The sequence below is a fragment of the Bacillus sp. HMA207 genome, assembly GCF_003402455.1.
Classification (GTDB): Bacteria; Bacillota; Bacilli; order Bacillales; family Bacillaceae_G; genus Bacillus_A; species Bacillus_A cereus.
In genome coordinates this window covers 37,936-54,799 of the sequence record NZ_BEZT01000002.1, presented here as the reverse complement: position 1 = coordinate 54,799, position 16,864 = coordinate 37,936, and the positions used below count along the sequence as shown (strand labels likewise).

Here is a 16,864-nt window from a genome sequence, read left to right as displayed (position 1 = left end):
ACTTCTTAATAAAAATAATGTAAATTATCCTATGGACGAACATTTTTGATTAATAAAAATAAAATATTCGTATTTTAGGGGTGTAAATGATGGAAAACGTATTTGACTATGAAGATATTCAATTAATTCCTGCAAAATGTATTGTAAATAGCCGCTCTGAATGTGATACAACTGTCACTTTAGGAAAACATAAATTTAAATTACCTGTCGTGCCTGCAAATATGCAAACGATTATTGATGAAAGAATTGCAACTTATTTAGCTGAGAACAACTACTTTTATATCATGCATCGTTTCCAACCAGAGAAACGAATCTCATTCATTAGAGATATGCAATCACGTGGATTAATCGCTTCTATCAGCGTTGGTGTAAAAGAGGACGAATATGAATTCGTACAACAATTAGCTGCTGAGCAACTTACACCTGAATATATCACGATTGATATCGCACACGGTCATTCTAATGCTGTGATCAACATGATTCAACATATTAAAAAACATTTACCAGAGAGCTTCGTTATCGCTGGAAACGTTGGAACTCCAGAAGCGGTAAGAGAATTAGAAAATGCTGGTGCCGATGCAACAAAAGTTGGTATTGGACCTGGTAAAGTTTGTATTACTAAAATTAAAACAGGCTTCGGAACTGGTGGTTGGCAGCTAGCTGCACTTCGCTGGTGTGCAAAAGCTGCAAGTAAGCCAATTATCGCTGATGGTGGTATTCGTACACACGGCGACGTAGCTAAATCTATTCGATTTGGGGCAACTATGGTCATGATCGGTTCTCTATTCGCTGGTCACGAAGAGTCTCCAGGGGAAACAATTGAAAGAGATGGCAAACTTTATAAAGAATACTTCGGTTCTGCTTCTGAATTCCAAAAGGGTGAGAAGAAAAACGTTGAAGGTAAGAAAATGTTCGTTGAGCATAAAGGTTCTTTAGAAGATACGTTAATCGAAATGGAACAAGATCTTCAATCTTCTATCTCTTACGCTGGCGGAACAAAATTAGACGCTATTCGTACTGTAGATTATGTTGTCGTGAAAAACTCGATTTTCAATGGTGACAAAGTATATTAATTCTTAAATTAACTCGAAGGACAAGCATTTTCATGCTTGTCCTTCTTTTTTGTATATAAAAATATAAAATATTTTAATTTAACTGAATTTTCTAGTATCATGTGTTTAGATAGTCTTAATAAGGAGGAGATACGACTTGAAAAATGTAATGGAAAATCGCCTTAATCGCGCAGAGGTACCTGCTGAACTAACATGGGATTTATCCGATTTGTATAATTCTGATGCCGAATGGCATGCTGCATTAAACGCATTGGAAAATGATATACAGAAACTTGATTCATTTAAAGGGCATTTACATACTAGCTCCCACACTTTATTAAATTGCCTACTTTTAGAAGAAGAGCTTTTAATGACGTTAACAAAACTATACTCATATGCAAATTTAAAAGAATCTACTGATCGTACAAATCCAAGTATTCAAGCGAACTCTTCCAAAATTTCTGCTTTATGGACGAAAGTACATACTGCACTATCCTTTATTCATAATGAAATCCTCTCATTCGACGAAGGAACAATTGAAAAATATTTAACTGAAGAAACAAAACTCGAACCTTTCCGTAAATCGTTACTAGAAATACTACAAAAAAGACAGCACACACTCTCTCCTGAAACAGAAGAAGCACTTGCTGCACTTGGCGAAGTTCATAGTTCTCCATACAAAATTTACGGCATGACTAAATTGGCCGATATGGATTTCACTTCTATACAAGACGAACAAGGAAACGAACTTCCTGTTTCATTCTCATTAGTTGAAAGCAAATATGAATTTTCTCCAAGCACATATATACGTCGAAAAGCATATTCATCATTTGTTTCCACACTAAAACGATATAAAAATACAATTGCCACAACATATGCTACTGAAGTAAAAAAACAAGTAACACTTTCTCGTTTACGTAAATATGAATCCGTTACCCATATGCTATTAGAACCACAAAAGGTTCCACTTGAAATGTATAACAACCAACTTGATATTATTTATAAAGAACTAGCACCTCATATGCGCCGTTTTGCAGATTTAAAAAGGAAAGTATTAGGACTCGATCAAATGCTTTTCTGTGACTTACATGCACCTTTAGATCCCGAATTTAATCCGTCGATTACTTATGAAGACGCAGGCACGCTCATTCAAGATTCTTTAAAAATATTAGGCGATGAATATAGTTCCATAATCGAAAAAGGATTCAAAGAAAGATGGGTAGATCTTGCAGATAACGTAGGTAAATCAACAGGAGCATTTTGCTCAAGTCCATACGGCTCTCATCCCTATATTTTAATTACATGGCAAAATACGATGCGCGGATGCTTTACATTAGCACATGAATTTGGACATGCTGGTCATTTTTATTTAGCAAATAAAAATCAACGTATTATGAACGTACGCCCATCTATGTACTTTGTTGAAGCACCATCAACTATGAATGAATTACTATTAGCTCAGCATTTACTAGCGACTACTGACGATAAGAGAATGCGCAGATGGGTTATTCTGCAACTACTTGGCACATATTATCACAACTTTGTTACTCACTTACTTGAGGGTGAATATCAACGTAGAGTATATGCTCTAGCAGAAGAAGGACAGGCCCTTACAGCTACAACTTTAACTGAAATCAAAACGAATGTCCTATCGACATTCTGGGGAGATTCTGTAGAAATCGATGAAGGTGCAGGCTTAACTTGGATGCGTCAACCTCATTATTATATGGGTCTATATTCTTATACATATTCCGCAGGCCTCACTGCATCCACTGCAGTAGCTCAAATGATTAAAGAGGAAAGACAACCTGCTATTGATCGCTGGTTAGATGTGCTTCGTGCTGGTGGTACAATGAAACCACTTGAACTAATGAAACATGCCGGAGTAGATATGTCAAAACCAGATGCAATCCGTAAAGCTGTTTCTTACGTTGGTTCATTAATTGATGAATTAGAGCATTCTTATCAAGAATAAAAAAATAAGCCCTCGCTTTAATGAGGGCTTATTTCATATTTACTTCCCAAACCGTTTGCGATATCCACATTTCCTGCAAAGTTCTTCAACCGCAACTCTTTTCGAAAATCCATCGACAATGTTTGTTGCTCTTTCACCTTCAATAATGTTAGAAAATGAATCATTATTAATATTCCCAAGGTTAATAATCCCTTCACCATCTAAACAACAAGGAATAACTGTTCCATTCGCTAAAATACCCGCTTGATTACGAAGTCCATGGCAGAATCCTTTCCCATCATCCTCTTCCTCATGTAATGCTGGCCACTGGAATTCATAGTCTTGATTAATAAAGACACGTTCTGCAATTTTTATACCTTTTCCTGGTGTAAGCTTCTCTTCAATTTGATAAGATAGATCAAATTCATTTTCAATTATAGATAATAACTCTCTATTTTTCTGGATTTCAGCATTTGTTTTATTATCCTGAGTTAAATTCCATAACCTTAACGATACAATTAAATCTGATTGACTTGTCGCTTCCCTAATGAAGGAAAGTATACTCCTTACATAGCCCTCTTTATCTTGCGAACCTGGATGTCCATCAAAACTATGCAGTGAAAAATTCATTTGTCTTAACGCAGGCTTATTTAACAGCCTATGTCTTCTCTTATTAATTAACGTTCCGTTCGTTGTAATATTAACTTTAAACCCTTTTTCATGACTTAAGTCTAATAGTTGATCTATTTTCGGATGGAGCAACGGCTCACCCTTCACGTGCAAATAAATGTAGTCTGTGTGAGGTTTAATTTGGTCTAATCTTTTAGCAAAATCCTCCACAGAAATGAATTGCTTCTGCCTTTCCGTCGGCGGACAAAAGCTACACGCAAGATTACATACACTCGTAATCTCCAAGTAAAACTTCTTAAACTTCTTCACCTTTAATTCCTCACTTCTCTAACTACTTATACTTTTTCCTCTTCATATTACAGCATATTTTTATGGAAATAGAAACATACTTATTTTAGGAAATCTACATACCATCTAATAATATTTAAAAGACCATCGGTAATTTTTGTCCAATGGTCTTTTTATCCTTTTATATACAAAGAATAAATTTATTTATGATACGGTTCATCGTAACTATTCTAAATAAGGTTATTTTTTATTATTTTCATAATTAAATTTAACAAAAAAGGTAGTGCCTTCCGATCCTGTTTGAATTTCTATTTTTGCATTATGGCGGGCAGCGATGGCATAACATACACCTAACCCCAATCCAGTTCCATTATCTTTGGTCGTGTAAAACGGCGTACCCAGTTTCTCTAATACTTCAGGCCTGATACCTTTTCCTTGATCCCGCACTGCAAGCACCACACAATTTTGACCTTCCTTGTAAGTGCTAATGGTTAGAACTTTCCCTGTATTCATCGCTTCTAAGCCATTACGATATAGATTCATTAATAATTGCCGTATCTCATTACGATTTAAAAGTAATTCTGGAATGTCATTTGTATCGACTTGAATATATTTATTTTGATTGTACGTATCAATCTTTATTAAAGGAATAATATCGCGGATAATTGAATTTAAATCTAACATCTGCAAATCCAATTTCCTTGTATTACCCATTGAGAGAAATTCAGTAATAATAGAATTGGCACGGTTAAGTTCTTCAATCATTAAATAAAAGTACTTATTATGTTTCTCATAGGTATTCTCTTCTTTTAATAACTGTAAAAATCCCAGTACTGTTGTCATTGGATTTCTAATTTCATGGCTGATACCTGCTGCCATTTGCCCTATTAAATCTATATTGGATAATCTTTTCAATTCCTGTTCATATTTCTTTTTTTCCGTTATGTTTTTAAAAATACAACAAATACCATCATCATATGGGTATGCAATAACTTCGTGCCAATATTCATCTGCAGTAGAAAGAAATTCGAAATGAACTGTAGTTCGCTCTGACATCGCACGATGAAATTCCTTATACATAACTGTGTCAATTTCACTCGGGAAAACATTCCATATATTCTTTCCTAATACATCTTTTGCTGTTTTTCTTTGCGGAAAATATTGGTACTTATTTACGTACGTAAATTCCCATTTATTATTTAAAATAAAAAATCCATCCGTAATACATTCAATCACACTTGTAACTTTTTCATTAGCAGCAGCTAACTCTCTCGTTCGCTCTTCCACTATGCTCTCTAGTTGATCCATATACAACAAATTCGAAAACGTAGGGGCTGTGGCATCAACGATAGATTTTGCTAGTTGAAGTTGGGAATCATCATAATTGTGAGCTTTTCCTTCTTTGCCAACGACGATTACCCCTAATACTTCTCCCATTGAAACCAATGGAATCATCAATAGACCCTTACTATCTATATTTTTTGTTTGAATAACCTCTTGGATCTTGTCTTCATAGCTTTTCTCTGTCCAATCCGCTTCTGTCCAATGACAGTCCTTACTTAATTTCGTTGTTTTAATTGTTGTTTTATCTAGCGGATCTAGAAGATGAGCAGTCATATTTTTACTCTCTAAAATCTGTTCTAGGTAAAAAAAGCATTTATCAAAACTCTCCTGTATCGAGGAACACATCGATAAATCACGTGTAACATTTAGTAACAGTTGTTTCTCAGCAATAAGGTTTTCCTTTTGTTTTAAATTATTTGCGTTTTGAATTGCAACCGCAGCCATATTTACATAAGCTTCAACACTTTGAATTTCTGAATCTGTTAAGTTCATCGGAATTCCATAATCAAATAAAAAAACCAGACCAAATAACTCTTGCCCAAATGAGATAGGCAGAGCTAATAAGGACTTAATTTTGAATGCATTAACCGGTCTCGGATCTGGTCGATGATCCTTTGAGGTATCAGGAATATAGATGGTTCTTTTCGTTTCAATAACTTCTTTTGCCAGTAAGTCTATTTCAGGATCAATTACTTGAGTATCGAGCGTTACACCATTTATAGTCTCTGGTTTTCCTGCAAACCCTCTAAATGTTCCATCTTCCTGGGGTAAATAAATTCCAACAGCATCGCACCTAACAATCTCCTCTGATATCGCCATTGTCACACGCTGCAATACGTCACGTAGTTCTAATTTCGTATTTATTATTTTTGTTATATTCGCGAGCCTAGAATATCTCGTCTGATCACTTACCATTCACATAGCCTCCAGTTATAGGCATAATAAAATAAATATGATAATATCAGTGTTTTATATAGAATACATTACTTATGATACGGTTCTGCGCACCTTATTAGATGGTAAAATACTATCAGGCAAAAACCAGAAGGTTATTTCTTTTATATCCTTCCGATTTGCTTCCATTTGAACTTCTCTAATTAAAGACCTTATAAGTAACTTTTTTTCTTCATCATTTACTATCTTAAAAAGCTTATTAAAATTTGTAAGAACATGTATTACTTCTTCTTTGTTTATTATAGAGTCATTTTTTATAATTTCCCTCTCAGATTCTCTAATATTTCTTTTTAATTTATTAATTTCTAGCTGTAGTTCATTCATTAAACGATTATAAGTACTACTTTCTATATTACCCTCAAAGTAATCATTATCCAATTTTTTACGTTTATCATATGCTTTGCCAAGTTGTTTTTTAAACATTTTTATATTTACTATATGTATCCCATTAGCATTATTATTATCACTATTCAATTCATCTATTAATGCATTTATAATATCATTTTCATTCACTAAAAGTGATATTACATTTAATACTTGTTGTTCAACTTGGGCTTTTTCTAGTAAATTTGCACTACATACACTTGATCCCTTATTATGATACGCTTGACACATGTAATATAGATAGTAATCATCACTATTTCTCTTCTTTGTTTTACTCATGACAGTACCTGCCCCGCATTTAGGGCATTTTAGTATTCCAGTTAAAAGAAAGTTTCCATTAAAATTTCTATTAGAAGAAAATGAGTTCTTTTGGAGTTCATTAACTTTTTGTACCCTTTCCCATAATCCCTCGTCTATGATAGCATCATGTATACCTTCTACAATTATAGGATCTGCCTTTCCTGCTCTTCTCCTTGTACTCCAGTCTTGATGTTTTTTCCATACCATCTTACCACTATATATATAATTATTAACAATTAATTTAATTGCTGGAATACTGAAGTTTTTACCTGTCTTAGTTTTAATCCCCTTGTCATTCAAGATATTAACTATAAATTTATATCCCTTTCCCTCTGCCCTAAGTTGAAATATTTCTCTAACAATTTTACTCTCATTCTCATTAATAATTAACTTTTTATCTACTGAATCATACCCTAAAATTGAACCACCGTTCCAGTAGCCTTTTTCAGCTCTCTTTTGCATTCCTGCTTTTACACGGTCTATAATAGTTGCCCTTTCATACCGCGCAAATGTACTAAGTAACGATATAAACATATGTCCTGTCGGTGAAGATGAATCCATATCAATGGAAGTAATAATTAAACTCTTCTTCCTTGGTGTTAATTCAGTATCTATTAGTGACATAACATCGGTATTGTTACGAGATAAGCGATCAACCTTCCATACTAAAATCACATCAATTTTATCGTCCTTTAAATCCCTTAATAATCTTTGAATTTCAGGTCTATTAAAGTTCTTTCCTGAGTATCCACCGTCATTATATACATCATATATTTCATAACCCTTTTTATCTGCAAATTCCTTTAACATACTTTCTTGTGCTTCTAATGAATGACCTTGTTTTTGCTCCTCTGTTGATACCCTTATATAAATTCCTGCCTTAACCTTCTTATTCATTTTTTTCCCTTCCCTTAACACTTAATCCTGTCCTTCTTTCTTTAATTCCTCCATATATTTTCTGATAAGGTGTGCCATTATTTTAATTGCTTCATTCTTTTTTAACTCTGTTACATACTGACTATTCTCCATAAATCTCCCATCCTTACTGTGCTTTATTAAAAAACATATAAATTTTTAGCTTTATTTATCCTCTAGTAGTATGTATAAGAAAAGCACCTTATTTTTTAAGTTATTTCATAAACTTTTTATTTGTTTCCGGAATTATACATATCTAAATAAGGTCCTTTTTCAACCCAGAAATAAATAAATCTATATATTAACATTTATTGTTTTTTAATGACTAGAAAGGTATCTATACTCATTTAAAAGCGGTTCAAACTTTTTTATATATTTACGCTCTAATACTGTTGGATCACCTTGCGTATATTTTATTCCTATAAAAAGCACTTCATCAAAATATCCTTCTAATTTTCGTTTACCCTTATGTAAATGTGATGGCAATCTTGTTTTTAAATCCTTAGAGCAGCCAACATATAATGGCTCAAATTGCTTATTAAATATTACATAAACTCCTGAACCATTTTCATTTTCAATAAACCACCTTTTTATAAATAATCTATCAAATTTAGGCGCTTCAATAAATTTATCAAACTTATCTACAAAGTCATGACCACTTAGACACTTTAGTCTCATATAAGCGTACCCCTTTAATGTTCTCATTCCTTATTCCCTGTATATGTCCCCCTCTTTTTATAATCGCATTCACCGAGTTCCAAAGCTGAGAACTAACAATTCTAGGGAATACTCCCTTTTGTACAATTCCGTTTTTTTCAATTTTACCGTCATATATTTTAATTCCCTTATACACTTGATTTAAAAGTACGTTCTTAATACCTTGTGACGTCCATTTAGTACTTCTTTTAGGACTTATTCCTTCATTATTTAGTTTCTTTGCAATTTTATACATCGAATGCCCTTCTAAGTAATCTTGATAGATACGTTTTATAATCGATGCTTGTGTTTTATGTTTTATGACTCCCTCATCTATAATTTCATATCCATAAGGTAATTCCCCACCCGCAAACTTATTGTTTTTAGCTGTGCTAATACGTCCCCCCTTTGTACGTTGGTAAATTAATTCTCTCTCAAATTCAGCAAAGCTACCAATCATTTGTAAGAACATCATGCCTTGTGGTGAACTTGTATCAAACATCTCTGTAACACTAATAAAGGATATATCCAAAGGTTTCAACTCATCTTGTATCATGACAAGCAAGTTCTTCAACATGCGATGAATTCTATCTGACTTCAGTACCAAAACTGCTTTTATATTTTCAGTTGTTCTTTTTGCGTATTCAATCATTTCATTGTAACCGGGACGCTTTTCAGTTTGTTTACCACTTAAACCTTCATCTCTAAATATCTTTATTAGTTCCCATCCTCGAGCCTTGCAATATGCTTGTATTCGTTCTTCTTGCTCAACAATTGATGTGTTCTCAATTTGTGATTCCGAACTTACTCGTACATATCCAACTACTTTCATATACTACCTCCTAAAAAATACCATTTATTTGTAGTTTAGTTTACGATTTAATATAAAGAATTACAATACTTTATATTAAATAAATAGTTAAACCATTGAACTATAGGCTTATTGCTAAAGTTTTCAATATTAAAAATCCGATTTTTTATAAATCACTTTAAATCCAGTTATAAAAAAGAGCCATAATGGCTCATTCAAATTTATAATTAGGTGGTAATTCAAGATCCCTTCTAAGTTTCTCAAACCACCTTTTTCTGTCCTCTTCACTCGGCCTTATATAATTCTCTACACAAGAAAGATAATGATTCATCTCCTCATTCACAATATTTCTAATTAATTTCTGTTCTTCCTCTAGATACCTTTTTGCCTTTTTTTCAAATCCACAAAATAGAAATTTCTGCTTTGCTGATACATTCCACGGTTTCAATACTTGATTAGAATATGGTGGAAGCCAAACATCCTCTAGTACTTTTTGAAAAACGTAAGGGTCAAAATAAGGTTTTTCTTTTTTCATTCTGTCATCTCTCCTTTTTAGTTCTTACATAACAAACAATAAATTATAAAAATCCTTTAACAAGCCTACTTCCATTTTTGAAATGATTGCAATTCTCCTTCCGTAAGGTTTATATACTCAACTACACATTGCAACTCATAAAGAAGATGATTTCGTTGCTTTTTATTCATTTCCCCTAAATACTTAAATGTATTTTTAGTAACTACACATGGATTAAGATTTAATTTAGACAATCCTTTTAAGTCTTCACCACTCTTTTCAAAAAATCTTTTTACCTTCTTATCGCCTTCAATTTGTTGAATATCAATTACAGTAAATTTCATTTAATCATTCTCCTCTCTTTTTAATTACCTATAGTATTAGATCTCATTTTTTTAAGTAAAATTGAAAATTTTTTTAAAAATAAAAAACACGACTAACTAGACGTGTTTTAAAGAATAACGTTTATATTCAACTTGCATCGTGTTTTAAAAACAAATCAATAGTTTTACACTCGAACAATTTAAAACATCTGTACAAACCAAATAAATACCCTCACGGGCCGTTCAATTATTTCTCACGCTGTTCACGTAAATCATTAAGTATATTGCACAGTTGGTCTAATGAACCATCTTCTTCATGTGGCTTGTCTTTCATTAATTCCCTCTTTTCCCTCATTAATTCAATAAACCTACCATCAATACGGGTTAATGCATCTTCTAATTGCTTTATTCTTTTATCGTTTGGTTTATCTTTTAGTAATTCCTCTTGATAACGTTGCATAATACGTCTAGTACGGAATGCTATTAACTTAATTCGCTCTATTACACTTTCCATACAATCAGTAGACATATTGCCATAAAGTAACTTTTCATCTTCTAATAGTGTGTCATAGTAAATACTTTCATGTTCGCCTGTCTTAAGAGCGTTCTTATTCCCCCGTAAACTTGCACTATGCTTTGTTTTATCCTTTGGTCCTGTGCTTTTGCCTCCATGTAGACGACAACGTCCATTCTTAATTATCCCTGCTTTTTGGCATGGCGTTCCTTTGCGAGTCATAGCTCCACACACTTGCTTTTCCATCTTTCTCCCCCAAACCGTAATACATGGAGTATCGTTTTTAAAAATAAGTGGAAGCTATTTGCCCCACCGCTTTTATCTCCTGGTCTAATTCCCTAATCTTTGTTATTTGTTTTCTTAATGCCAAGCGTTTCTTTAGAAACTCTTCTTCTAATTCTAATTTTTATGATTATTATATATTCAAGTAATTCAATTCCTCAGCGCTCTGCAATATCTAGCACATAATCAAAGTCCTTTTCAAATTGTTCTTCTGTTACATTAAATTCTATAAATTTGAATTGGGCGATTTTTTTGTAATCATTGTCTTCTAGTACCTCTTGTAATTCATGCTTTACCTATTCAACAGCACTTAATTTCTTTATCCTTGCCATATTTATTCCTCCTAAAAATAGTTATATGTACAGAAAAAGCCTTACTTCTCCTAATACAAGGGAACTAAGGCTTATAAGTTATTTCAAGTTAGATATTCCAATTAGTGGAAATAGTATAACACTTATTCATAAAAAGTTAATACGTTTTAATAATTTTCTTTTATAAAACTTGCTCCGACCACTAACCAGTTATGATTCTAGTAAAAATTTAAATAATAATCTTATCAAACTCAAAAAATATAAAAAATGAGCATTAGGACTTAAAAAGAGAGAGATAAATAAATATAATGCACAAATATAAAAGTCTCGACGCTTATGCTTAAAAGGAGGAATTTATCATGATGACATACTTACCCGTAATAACATTTATTTTTATGCTAACAAACTATTTATTCCCAAAACTTTTCCCTAAAGTAGGTAAATGGCTCTCAAAAAACAAAATAGCTACCTGCCTTGGTACAATTAATATATTACTAATTGTATTTATTGCATACAAGTTATTATAAGTATAAGTTAATTAACCACCATTAAAAAGGAGCATATCACTTTCGATATGCTCTTTCTTAGTCATTAATCCAGTTCACCCCATACAAACTAATCTAAAATCCGCACGATATCTTATTTTATAGTCGTTTTTCCTCTAGTAAAATCGTACACTATACATAATCATTAAAATCTATTTAAATTTCATTAATGTAGGAACACATTCATTATGCTACCCCAAGTATAATTGAACACGGCTCTTGTATTAACTTTTCCCAATTTATCCTTGCCAACTCGTCGAAGTCCACTCGATACTGGTTGGTAAGGTTCTTTTTTATTTCTCTTCTCACATACTGTGTATACATCTCCTTCCCATCTCTTAGGTTTATTATCCTTTCCATTTGTTTCTTTTTTAAAGCTTCCCAATCCATTACCACTGCTGCAAAATAATGTTCATTCTGCGTCGGTGGATATTTTACAATATCGTTCAATAGAATTTTCTCACTAATTTTATATACAATCTCTATTCTGCTTAAATCATATGTTATATGAACACCTTGATTTTGTTTCAACTCTAGATTCTTATCATAAATTCGACAGTATCCATTTTGCTTTCGTTGTTCGGGTTTACCAAAATAGCGTGTTGTCTCATAGTGACTCATTTTCCTTCGCGCATCTGTCGGTATCACAACTATATCCTCTAGTACTTTTTGTATATCATACGCTACGTCACAACTTACAAATTCTATTCGACTTGCCTTACCCACTATCATCCCTAATACTTCTTGAAAATGTGCATAATACTCTGGCCTTGTCTCTATCCTTAGAGTATGCAAGTATCCTTCAGTTTCTCTAAGATTTTTATAATACAGATACATATATGCACCATTACATTTCTGTATGTATATTTCATGTCCATATGAACATGTATATGTCTTTTTCCTTACCTTATACTGCTGCGATACAATCATATACAAATGTAAAAATACTGAATATGGAATATCTTTATACTCCGTAACAAACTTGTCAATTGTCACTTCTACTTCTAGCATATAACCATCCCTTCTATCACTTTTACGCTCCTTATTTATAAGAAATTTAACACTTATTGCACTTATTAATTATAGTATTTGCGACACCATTAACCGTAAAATATAAAAAAGCACTTATTGCCTATAATAGACAATCAAGTGCTTTAAGCTAGTAAATTTTTTAAGTTTATAAGTATGATTCAGTTGATTAAGTAGTAATAACTGATAGCGATAGTATAACAATTTTGCACGTATTAACAAATATAGTGCTTAAACCAACGAGATTTTATGATCTCATGGGTTTTCCTTTCTCATCATATATTTGTACTCGCTGTCCAATAAAATGTCATCATAACCATTTCTCGTATTTGTATACATGTATTGTTTTCTTTATTACAACATAGTCAATATAATTTTATTAAAACGGTACTGTTCAATTTCCGATAAATTCCTTTCGGAAATATTTATCCCCCATTCTGGCTTAGTTTTTAGTCCTCTTTCATCATAATTAGCGTTTTTGAAAACACCATTTGGATTCCTCCATACTGTCGAAGGGATAAGGTACGAATTTGATTTCCTCCCTTCTTCTTTAAGTAAAACAAGCATAACAAATATATTATCTCTTATTGGCATTTTCTCTTTTTGAAAAAATACATATTCTAAATTATTACGTGTACTTACTTTAATTTCATATTCCATACCATCTTTTTTCACTCTAAACCCTAAACCTTTATCATTCAATTGAGATGTACAAATACCAAAACCATAACGCTTAAATTCCAATTTTGCAATTTCTGCTCCATAGCGCCCTGTTTCATATTTGTTCAATATCTTATCCCCCCTAAAATTACATATTTAACCTATATAATTTTACATCCATCAAGGGAGGACCTCCTTACTACCACATTCTTTTTCCTTTTACCAAATAACCTTATAGTTAATACAGTTTTTACTCCAACAGTTGATTCTAGTTTACTGTTTACTATCACACGTGATACGGTTCAGGACCCTCATCTTCAACGGTAAACAGTATCATGATAATTCTAATAAAATATATAGATAATTTAAATTTTTATGTATGCTCTGCACTCGGCATATGGTTTAAACAACTCATAAATCCTAATAAAAATGGGCTCCTCTTACATAATGTACATTCATTTTTAAATGAATTTTCCGCTCTCGCTTTTTCCTTTCCATAAATTAGTTTATTCCTTATTCTATCTTGATTAGGATGTAAATTTCTTTTCATATAAATTTATCTCTCATATATATTCCCTTTCAAATAAATTGTTAATATAAGTTAAAATTACCAATCATCAAAAATATGGTAAAATATGATTAAGTGTTATTAATGAAAATTATAAGAACAATCTACCTTTGAAAATGGGTTCAACCGCTAAATAAATATTTTTCACAAAAATTCGAAGCTTTCTCATATTTAAAATAGTAAAATGGAAATATTGTTAGTATATAGATAAGTAGGTGAGTTAATGGCTAAATTTTATGCAGTAAAAAGGGGAAGAAAAGAAGGGATTTTTACTTCTTGGGATGAATGCAAGGAACAGGTTACTGGTTTTCCAAACGCATTATATAAATCATTTCCTACATACGAAGAAGCCAAAAGTTTTATAGATGGAAAGAGTATAAGTAATCCCCCTGAAAGAAAAGAAGAAGGGCAGATATCGGATATAACCGCTTATATAGATGGTAGTTATGATGATAGAAAAAAACTATATAGTTATGCTGGGATTATATTTTTGAAGAATAATGAAAGAACAGAGTTTTCATATGCAGATTCCAATAGTTCTCTAATTTCTTTAAGAAATGTTGCAGGTGAGATTAAGGCTGCAATGCATGTTATTGATTTAGCCTTAAAAAATGAAGCTAAGTCTATTGACATTTATTATGATTATGCGGGAATTGAAAACTGGGCAAATAAAAGTTGGAGGGCCAACAATCCCTTTACCCAAAAATATGTAGAATACATCGAGACTGTCAAATCAAAAATTGATATCTATTTTAAAAAAGTAAAATCGCATTCTGGAATTAAATATAATGATGAAGTGGATTTATTAGCCAAAAAAGCTATAGAAAATTATGAAACAACAAATGAACCTGTGCCATCTCCAAATAGAGAGTATGACAAAATATTTGAAGGTTTAAATGCTAATAAAAAATCAGTGAATCTGAATCTTTTAATTGAAGATGAGATATATGACAGCGATAGAATCTATAGGATTTTTAAGGAAAAATGGAAATCCAGGGGTAATAAATTGAAAGACATTATAGAGTTTAAAACTCTTGTAGATATGGAAAGAAGACAAATTCTTTTTAAAGTAAATACAAGTAATGATGAAGAAATTTTCAAGTTCGATATAAAGGAGTTTAAAGAAAATGGCTAAAGGTTTATTCATAAATAGAGAGCAATTGGAGCGAACACTAAACGCGAATTGTACTTTAAAACTAATAGAATTAAAAAATCAAGGACAAGGATTTTATAGATACCATGTAGAAAAAGAAGGTAAAGAATTCTCCTTAGATGTATTCTACACAAAAAAAAGAAAAACTACAGTATTAGCTAGTTGCGAGGATGGTCAGGAACTAGAACAAGCTATTATTAATAGTATAGAATATAAAGAGGTTAGCAATGGAAGTTTTTCAGCCAAAGTGTCCGAAAGCTATTTTAAATCTTTAATAGATTTTTTAGGGCAACTATCTAATGTTTCAGTATCAGAACCAGAGGATAAAGGGACGAATGGTATTGTATACAGAGTGAAAACAGATTTTGGGGATTCTGTTACTTTGACATATTTCAAAACAACCAGTAGAATGTTATATCAGGGTCTTCTGATGAAGCTCCATTCAATTATTAAATCATATTTATTACCACTAAATAATACAATTGTAGAAAATAATACAATTACAGAAACAGAAATTGGCGAGCAAGAGCTTGAAGACAAGGTTCAACAACAGTTAAAAATGCATTTCCCACAAGGTTGGGATTCTTTAGAACCCACTATACAGGGATTTATTAAAGATAGTTTCACTTTAGTGGAAGTTAATACACGACTTAGTGATTATGCTGCATGGGTTATGCCTGTTCTAAGAGTTCTAGAGTATAGAATCAAAAGAATTTGTTTAGACTATAACGTAATAATTGATGATACCAAAGGATTCAGATATTACACAAACAGTGCAGGCACTAATGATATGGAATGGATTTTTATGATGGATTTCCAAAGTGATTCTGTAACAGGTGTTAATCCAAATATTACAAATATGCCTCAGGGAGCTAAGGATGCAATTGTAGAATGTTACGATTTTTTACGCAAAAATCGCCATGAGATGTTCCATGCTACTCAAATTTTGGCTGGTATAAGGTTAGTTGGAACTAGAGATGAAGCATTACAACTAATCATAGGGGCTTGTGAAAAAATAGAACAATCATTAACATATACTGTAAGACAAATAAATTAAAGGAGGAACTGACGTATGAAAAGATATCATATTTTAAATTTGAAGAGTGACTCATGTAAAGTAGTGGTAGCTACTTCATACGTCAGTCCTCTTTCTCAAGTATACGCTATTGCAAATGAATTAAAATCTGTTGATTATAAAGGTGAAGTTATATTTGATCTTGTATTATCAAATGGTTTTTCAAGCAATAGGTTTTTAAAAACAGATTTTGACGGTAATCAACTTAATATTGGAAAGATTGAGGCTTTCTCCAAGGTGAAGGATAACATACTAGATGAATTATATGTATTCTTTTATGAGCATCCTCAATTTGTAAAAGCAAGCAGTTTACCAGAACCTCAGAAATATGTTTTACTAAATAAGGTTTTATTCGGAGAAATATCAAGTTCTACTTGTGGCTAAGAAGTCGAGGAAGTTTTCGACTTCTTTTTTGTTTAACCAGAACGATATTGGTCCTTAAAAGGTATTAAATGTACATGTTTATAATTTGATTTTAATTAATCTTTTATGTGTTTAATGATAACATTCAATTTAAACAATATTTACAATTTACTTATTGAAGTAACAGATACAAAATACC

Annotated in this window: 15 protein-coding genes; 5 read left to right on the top strand and 10 right to left on the bottom strand. The window is 32.0% G+C overall.

What is annotated here, in order from left to right; translation table 11 throughout:
• Nucleotides 1-89 precede the first annotated feature (89 nt).
• Nucleotides 90-1,073: a GMP reductase gene (gene guaC / locus HMAS_RS20840; protein ID WP_000432447.1), complete on the top strand. Its 984-nt coding sequence runs from the start codon at nt 90-92 to the stop codon at nt 1,071-1,073.
• Nucleotides 1,074-1,209: 136 nt separating this feature from the next.
• Entirely contained in the window at nt 1,210-3,027 is a 1,818-nt protein-coding gene (gene pepF / locus HMAS_RS20835; RefSeq protein WP_000800228.1) for an oligoendopeptidase F, read from the top strand.
• A gap of 39 nt (nt 3,028-3,066) precedes the next feature.
• Here the strand turns inward: pepF and HMAS_RS20830 are convergent, their stop codons facing one another.
• The 10 genes from HMAS_RS20830 to HMAS_RS20785 all read right to left on the bottom strand — a co-directional run bounded on the left by HMAS_RS20830 (nt 3,067) and on the right by HMAS_RS20785 (nt 13,635).
• On the bottom strand, nt 3,067-3,945 hold the full coding sequence (locus HMAS_RS20830; RefSeq protein ID WP_000713633.1) for a radical SAM/SPASM domain-containing protein: 879 nt from the start codon (nt 3,943-3,945) through the stop codon (nt 3,067-3,069).
• A 219-nt stretch (nt 3,946-4,164) separates the two neighbouring features.
• Nucleotides 4,165-6,183 (bottom strand): GAF domain-containing sensor histidine kinase, encoded by a 2,019-nt coding sequence (locus tag HMAS_RS20825; RefSeq protein WP_069604375.1) that lies wholly within the window; start codon nt 6,181-6,183, stop codon nt 4,165-4,167.
• A gap of 72 nt (nt 6,184-6,255) precedes the next feature.
• Entirely contained in the window at nt 6,256-7,803 is a 1,548-nt protein-coding gene (locus HMAS_RS20820) for a recombinase family protein (RefSeq protein ID WP_116345061.1), read from the bottom strand.
• A gap of 336 nt (nt 7,804-8,139) precedes the next feature.
• Nucleotides 8,140-8,499 carry a GIY-YIG nuclease family protein gene (locus tag HMAS_RS20815; RefSeq protein ID WP_049114169.1) on the bottom strand — a complete coding sequence of 120 codons (360 nt, stop codon included), beginning with the start codon at nt 8,497-8,499 and terminating at the stop codon, nt 8,140-8,142.
• On the bottom strand, nt 8,471-9,349 hold the full coding sequence (locus HMAS_RS20810; RefSeq protein ID WP_116345003.1) for a recombinase family protein: 879 nt from the start codon (nt 9,347-9,349) through the stop codon (nt 8,471-8,473). The genes HMAS_RS20815 and HMAS_RS20810 overlap by 29 nt, the downstream gene beginning before the upstream one ends.
• A gap of 190 nt (nt 9,350-9,539) precedes the next feature.
• A complete protein-coding gene (locus HMAS_RS20805; protein ID WP_049114164.1) occupies nt 9,540-9,863 on the bottom strand; it encodes a hypothetical protein in 324 nt (107 codons plus the stop codon).
• Between the two features lie 65 nt (nt 9,864-9,928).
• Entirely contained in the window at nt 9,929-10,186 is a 258-nt protein-coding gene (locus HMAS_RS20800; protein WP_116345002.1) for a hypothetical protein, read from the bottom strand.
• A gap of 226 nt (nt 10,187-10,412) precedes the next feature.
• The gene (locus tag HMAS_RS20795) at nt 10,413-10,925 is read right to left on the bottom strand and encodes an HGGxSTG domain-containing protein (protein ID WP_116345001.1); all 513 of its coding nucleotides are present in this window, start codon (nt 10,923-10,925) and stop codon (nt 10,413-10,415) included.
• 1,078 nt (nt 10,926-12,003) lie between these two features.
• A complete protein-coding gene (locus HMAS_RS20790) occupies nt 12,004-12,828 on the bottom strand; it encodes a replication initiation protein (protein WP_116345000.1) in 825 nt (274 codons plus the stop codon).
• 372 nt (nt 12,829-13,200) lie between these two features.
• Nucleotides 13,201-13,635, bottom strand: coding sequence for a hypothetical protein (locus HMAS_RS20785; RefSeq protein WP_049114158.1), 435 nt, complete (start codon nt 13,633-13,635; stop codon nt 13,201-13,203).
• 662 nt (nt 13,636-14,297) lie between these two features.
• On the opposite strand from HMAS_RS20785, the gene HMAS_RS20780 reads away from it, so the two are divergent.
• The 3 genes from HMAS_RS20780 to HMAS_RS20770 are packed head-to-tail and all read left to right on the top strand — an operon-like array spanning nt 14,298 to nt 16,686.
• The gene (locus tag HMAS_RS20780; RefSeq protein WP_116344999.1) at nt 14,298-15,209 is read left to right on the top strand and encodes a viroplasmin family protein; all 912 of its coding nucleotides are present in this window, start codon (nt 14,298-14,300) and stop codon (nt 15,207-15,209) included.
• Nucleotides 15,202-16,284 carry an RNase LS family HEPN domain-containing protein gene (locus tag HMAS_RS20775; protein ID WP_116344998.1) on the top strand — a complete coding sequence of 361 codons (1,083 nt, stop codon included), beginning with the start codon at nt 15,202-15,204 and terminating at the stop codon, nt 16,282-16,284. Before HMAS_RS20780 ends, HMAS_RS20775 begins: the two co-directional genes overlap by 8 nt.
• Before the next feature lie 15 nt (nt 16,285-16,299).
• Nucleotides 16,300-16,686, top strand: coding sequence for a type II toxin-antitoxin system RnlB family antitoxin (locus HMAS_RS20770; protein WP_053090664.1), 387 nt, complete (start codon nt 16,300-16,302; stop codon nt 16,684-16,686).
• Nucleotides 16,687-16,864 lie beyond the last annotated feature (178 nt).